Genomic DNA, 4,484 nt, shown 5'->3' with positions numbered 1-4,484 from the left:
CACGACCATTTGGTCGGTCTGATAGAATAGTTGATGGTTCTGGGTTCTGGGTTCTGGGTTCTGGGTTCTGAAGGAATCGAACATGCCTCAAATACTTAGGCAATCGCTATATTTCTGATGTTCAATTTGTTTGGTTTTGAACCACCCAGATGAAATAAATTGGTGAATATCATAGAGACGCTGTTCAATTGATACAGGTGGCCAGTTCCGGATCGCAGACCTCCGTCTTCGGACCTCGGGCATCCGACTCCGGTCTTCTGTCCTCAGACCTCCGACATCCGACGTCTGAATCCCGAAAGGAAAATTATGCCCATAAAAATCGACGGGCCGAGCATCATCGAAGCGGCGGGCACCCGGCCCAAACGCATCGAAGAGTATATCGGGCAGGTCAATTCAGGCACCGGGGCGGTCAGCGTCGCCCGCATGATCTCTCCACCTGGATGGCGTGAACCCGGGCAGCGACCCGCTTTTGACGAATACACCGTGGTCCTCAATGGGCGGCTCCGAGTGGAATCGGAAGACGGCACACTGGACATCCGGGCCGGCGAGGCGGTCATCACCCATGCCGGTGGGTGGGTGCGCTACAGCACGCCGGAACCGGAAGGTGCCGAGTACATCGCCGTCTGCCTGCCCGCCTTCACGTCAGAAACCGTTCACCGGGACGATGAAGTGGCCTGAAGATCAATGGACCGCGAAAGCGAGCGTATTCCCCGCCGCTTGTCGGATCGAAACAAAGATACCGAGCACCGATGCGGCGGGGTCAGCGAGCGAAATGAAAATCGATTTTTTATCCTCACGGAGCACCCGCCCCACGGCTTGCCGCGTGGAGGGTGCAAATGGATTTTAACGTGGCGTGTGCACTTGTGGCACCCAAGGGAAAAATATGAAAAACATCGTATTTCTGGCACTGGCCCTGTGTGTGGGCGGCCTGTTGCCTGTCCAGGGTTCGATTAACGCCCATCTGGGCAAAAGCCTCAACCACCCGCTTCAAGCCACATTCATCTCTTTTTTCGGGGCCATCCTCTTTCTTATTCTCCTGCTCGTGGCGCTTAATCCGCCGCTGCCATCGGTCTCTCAACTCAAATCCACCCCGGCGTTTTATTACACCGGCGGCATCTACGGGGTCATTTTCGTGACCACCATCTTGATGCTGGCTCCCCGCATCGGCATCGCCAACACCCTGGTGGCCACCATCGTCGGTCAGCTTATCGTCTCGGTCATCCTGGATCACTTCGGCGTTTTCGGTCTGCTACGACACCCGGTCAACGGATTCCGCCTGATGGGGTGTGCAGGGCTGATGGTCAGTCTCTACCTGATTCAAAAGACCGGCTGAAAAGCTAATATAGGTTTCCGGATGCTGCAGCAGGATTTGCATATTCACACCACCTACTCGAAAAGCGACACGTCAGTCGTCCCCGAACAGACGATCGCCCTTGTCGCTTCGCTCAACCATGCCAGGGTCGTAGGAATAAGCGACCATTTCGAAAATCTCGGCGATGGTATATTCGACGACTATGTCATGGAGATTCGCCAGGCCGGGTTGAAAGTCGGCGTCGAAGTGGACGGGCATCACTGGGTCGCCGAAGCCAGCGGCTGTGATGTCGATTATTACATCTTCCACTGCCGGGATCAGGGTGCCGATTATCGTTCGCTGGACGGACTGCTGGCAACCGGCAGGCCGGTTATTGTCGCTCATCCCGATGCACTGAATACCGACCTGAATCGGGTACCCGCCGATTGTCTGATCGAAATCAACAACCGCTATGTCTGGCGGACGAACTGGAAACGATTCTACGGCCCCTTCAAAGATCGCTTCAAATTCGTCATCGGCTCGGACGCTCATCAGCCGAATTGGCTCGGTCAGGCGGCGGCTCAATTTGCGGCTGCGCAGCTCGGCATTAAAGAGCACATGGTCTTTTGAAGGTCGCTGGAAAACCGCCTGAATGGGCTGGGTGCATCTCCGTCGGTCAGAAAAGTGGAACCGGAGCAAGGGGTAGTGCGAGGGGGCCGACCACGGGGTGTGACCGGCTGGACAACTGGGTGTCCATTGCGTTGCTCCGGTGTATCTAAAATATAAGGATGGATCCGACTGGCGTCAACCGTTCCTCAACGTAACCCGCCGGCACCGGTTGCTGGGATCTCCCCCGCAACTGTTATCGCTTCATGACGTTCGGTGGGGCAGACTTTCGTGGCGGCCGGCCGGTGTGATCCAGATATAATCCAGCTTGCGCTGTAATTCACGGATCGTGTCGGCACCGCCATAGGTCAAACCCGAGCGCAGGCCGCCGATGATATCGGCAATCACCGCCTCTTCGTTCTCCCGGTAAGGCACATCGATCGAACCCCCCTCTGCCGTTTTCCACCCGGCCATCCCGGCGTGATAATCGTCCTGGACCTCGCTGCTGGCCATGCCGCGATAGGATTTGACCCGCACCGCCTGGCCATGCTCATTTTTTCGTTTAACCACCGGCCCCGGCGTGGGCCGCGTTCCGGCCAGCATGCTGCCGATCATGGCAAAGTCGGCGCCGAAGGCAAGCGCTTTGAAAATATCCCCGGGCGATCGAATGCCGCCGTCCGCCGAAACGGAGCGATCCACCCGGGCTGAATGGCGTATCGCGGAATGGTTGGGCACGCCGAACCCGGTCTTGACGCGTCTCGTGCAGACCGCCCCGCCGCCGATGCCGACCTTGATGATATCGGCACTGAGGGACGCCAGGTAATCGGCTCCGGCATAGGTGGCCGCATTGCCGGCCATGATGCAGGCCTCCTTGCCCAACATGGCCCGGACTTTTTTCAGGGTTTTACCCACATAACGGGCGTGGGCATGGGCGACATCGATGCAGAACAAATCCGCACCGGCATCGCGCAATGCCTCGGCCCGCGCCATATCACCGGAGGAGCAGCCAAGGGGTACAACGGTGGGGTGGGCGCAGGATTTAAACATCTCGATATTGTCCGCGATGGACATGAACCGATGCATCACGCCGATCCCCAGCCTTGGCGCCGATAAAATCGGCCATGGCGGTTTCGGTGACCGTATCCATGTTGGCGGCCATCACCGGAAGCTTCACATGTAGTTTTCCGGTCTTGTCGGTCTTGGGTTGATTTCGGAGGCTGGTTTTTGAAATCAAAGCAACTCTTCGTATGTTATGACCTTTTGTATTCCATTTACCCCTAACCAATTCTGTTCAAGTATCGTGTCAACATGTCGATAAAATAAGTGCATGATTGTATTTGATCGTCTCAATCGGTATATTGACTGAATGCTGGAAACGGACATGAGCGCAAGCAAAACAAGGCAACCTCACCGAGCCCAAAAATTGATGCGAAGCATTGCATCCGTTTTAATCATCCTGTTTTGCATCCCTAATTTCGCATATGCCACCACCGCAACAGTTATCAGGGTATATAATGGAGATACGCTCAATGTGGATGTTCTGGGCAAAACGGTCAGGATCCGGCTTTATGGAATCGATGCGCCGGAATCTGGGCAAGATGGCAATGTTGCCGCCACGCGTTTTTTAAGGCGATTGGTTCTGGAACATCCCGTGGAAGTTAACGTCCTGGAGACCGATCGACTTAACCAGGCGTTTGCCGTCGTTATCCGTAAAGGCAAGGAGTCGAGCGTCAACGCCGCGATGGTCGCCAATGGCTATGCATGGGTGAATCCTGAGCAGTGCAGGACCGATGAATGTCCCCGCTGGATAAAGATAGAATCTCAAGCCAGGATGCTCAAGCTGGGCATCTGGTCGGATTATGACGTGGTGCCGCCGTGGGAGTTCAAAAACCAGCAACGGTAGCAGTGACACCGTGGTTGAACCGCATTGGATCAGTCCACCTGCAACGCCATTTCCCATGCCCAGGCATGCAAAAATAAACAGGTAGATTTGTATTTTGGGCTTTATTCCACCGCAATGCCAGGATCGCCGTCGATCGTGGTGCCGATCTTTGCGGCTGCGGGAACGCCGGCAAGGTTGAGCGCCGCAATCAGCTCATCTGCCTGGGCGTCTGGAAGCGATAATAAAAGCCCACCAGAGGTCTGAGGGTCGTAGAGCATTTCTTCTTCATGTTTGTCGAGAACGACCCGCATGTCAAGATCGTGCGCGTCGACCATCTGCCGGTTGGCCCGGTTGCTGCCGGTGGTTTCACCCTTTCTGTACATATCCAGGGCGCCCGCATAAAAAGGCAGGGCCTTGTAGTCCACAACCACCGAGACGCCACTGCCGTAGGCAACTTCCACCAGGTGGCCGAGAATGCCGAAGCCGGTGATGTCGGTACAGGCATGCAGATCAAATTTCAGCGCCGTTTCCATGGCTGGGCCGTTCAAGGCCGCCATCGAGGGCAGCACCTCCCGCTCGAGTGTTCGGAAGGGAAATTTTCCGGAGCGCACCGCATTCAACAAGACCCCTGAACCCAGCGGTTTCGTTAAGATAAGGGCGTCACCGGGTTTGGATCCGGCGTTGGTGATCACCCGATCCGGGTGT

General features: G+C 56.0%; 7 protein-coding genes. 4 read left to right on the top strand and 3 right to left on the bottom strand.

Going from position 1 to position 4,484, the window contains the following annotated elements:
- The first annotated feature begins 306 nt into the window (after positions 1-306).
- From ABYV26_RS21680 to ABYV26_RS21670, 3 genes are all read left to right on the top strand, one after another.
- Positions 307-678 carry a cupin domain-containing protein gene (locus ABYV26_RS21680; protein ID WP_372683444.1) on the top strand — a complete coding sequence of 124 codons (372 nt, stop codon included), beginning with the start codon at positions 307-309 and terminating at the stop codon, positions 676-678.
- 205 nt (positions 679-883) lie between these two features.
- A complete protein-coding gene (locus ABYV26_RS21675; RefSeq protein ID WP_372683443.1) occupies positions 884-1,333 on the top strand; it encodes a DMT family transporter in 450 nt (149 codons plus the stop codon).
- A gap of 21 nt (positions 1,334-1,354) precedes the next feature.
- Complete coding sequence (locus tag ABYV26_RS21670; protein ID WP_372683442.1) at positions 1,355-1,921, top strand: hypothetical protein; 567 nt, start codon at positions 1,355-1,357, stop codon at positions 1,919-1,921.
- Positions 1,922-2,161: 240 nt separating this feature from the next.
- Here ABYV26_RS21670 and ABYV26_RS21665 read toward each other — a convergent pair whose 3' ends face one another.
- The gene (locus tag ABYV26_RS21665; protein ID WP_372683441.1) at positions 2,162-2,944 is read right to left on the bottom strand and encodes an IMP dehydrogenase; all 783 of its coding nucleotides are present in this window, start codon (positions 2,942-2,944) and stop codon (positions 2,162-2,164) included.
- On the bottom strand, positions 2,937-3,131 hold the full coding sequence (locus ABYV26_RS21660; protein WP_372683440.1) for a hypothetical protein: 195 nt from the start codon (positions 3,129-3,131) through the stop codon (positions 2,937-2,939). Before ABYV26_RS21660 ends, ABYV26_RS21665 begins: the two co-directional genes overlap by 8 nt.
- 297 nt (positions 3,132-3,428) lie before the next feature.
- Between ABYV26_RS21660 and ABYV26_RS21655 the strand changes: the two genes are divergently transcribed.
- Positions 3,429-3,800 (top strand): thermonuclease family protein, encoded by a 372-nt coding sequence (locus ABYV26_RS21655; protein WP_372683439.1) that lies wholly within the window; start codon positions 3,429-3,431, stop codon positions 3,798-3,800.
- Positions 3,801-3,901: 101 nt separating this feature from the next.
- Here the strand turns inward: ABYV26_RS21655 and selD are convergent.
- The coding region (selD, locus tag ABYV26_RS21650) for a selenide, water dikinase SelD (RefSeq protein WP_372683438.1) at positions 3,902-4,484 on the bottom strand (583 nt) is incomplete at its 5' end.

The sequence above is a fragment of the Desulfosarcina sp. genome (genome assembly GCF_041551955.1).
Lineage (GTDB): Bacteria > Desulfobacterota > Desulfobacteria > Desulfobacterales > Desulfosarcinaceae > Desulfosarcina.
The sequence above is the reverse complement of the archived record's forward strand: the minus strand, read 5'-3'. Positions and strand labels throughout refer to the sequence as shown.

Excerpts from the sequence above, each read along its gene's own strand:
- ABYV26_RS21680 (WP_372683444.1), top strand. The coding sequence starts at position 307 with ATGCCCATAAAAATCGACGGGCCGAGCATCATCGAAGCGGCGGGCACC.
- ABYV26_RS21675 (WP_372683443.1), top strand. The coding sequence starts at position 884 with ATGAAAAACATCGTATTTCTGGCACTGGCCCTGTGTGTGGGCGGCCTG.
- ABYV26_RS21670 (WP_372683442.1), top strand. The coding sequence starts at position 1,355 with ATGCTGCAGCAGGATTTGCATATTCACACCACCTACTCGAAAAGCGAC.
- ABYV26_RS21665 (WP_372683441.1), bottom strand. The coding sequence starts at position 2,944 with ATGTTTAAATCCTGCGCCCACCCCACCGTTGTACCCCTTGGCTGCTCC.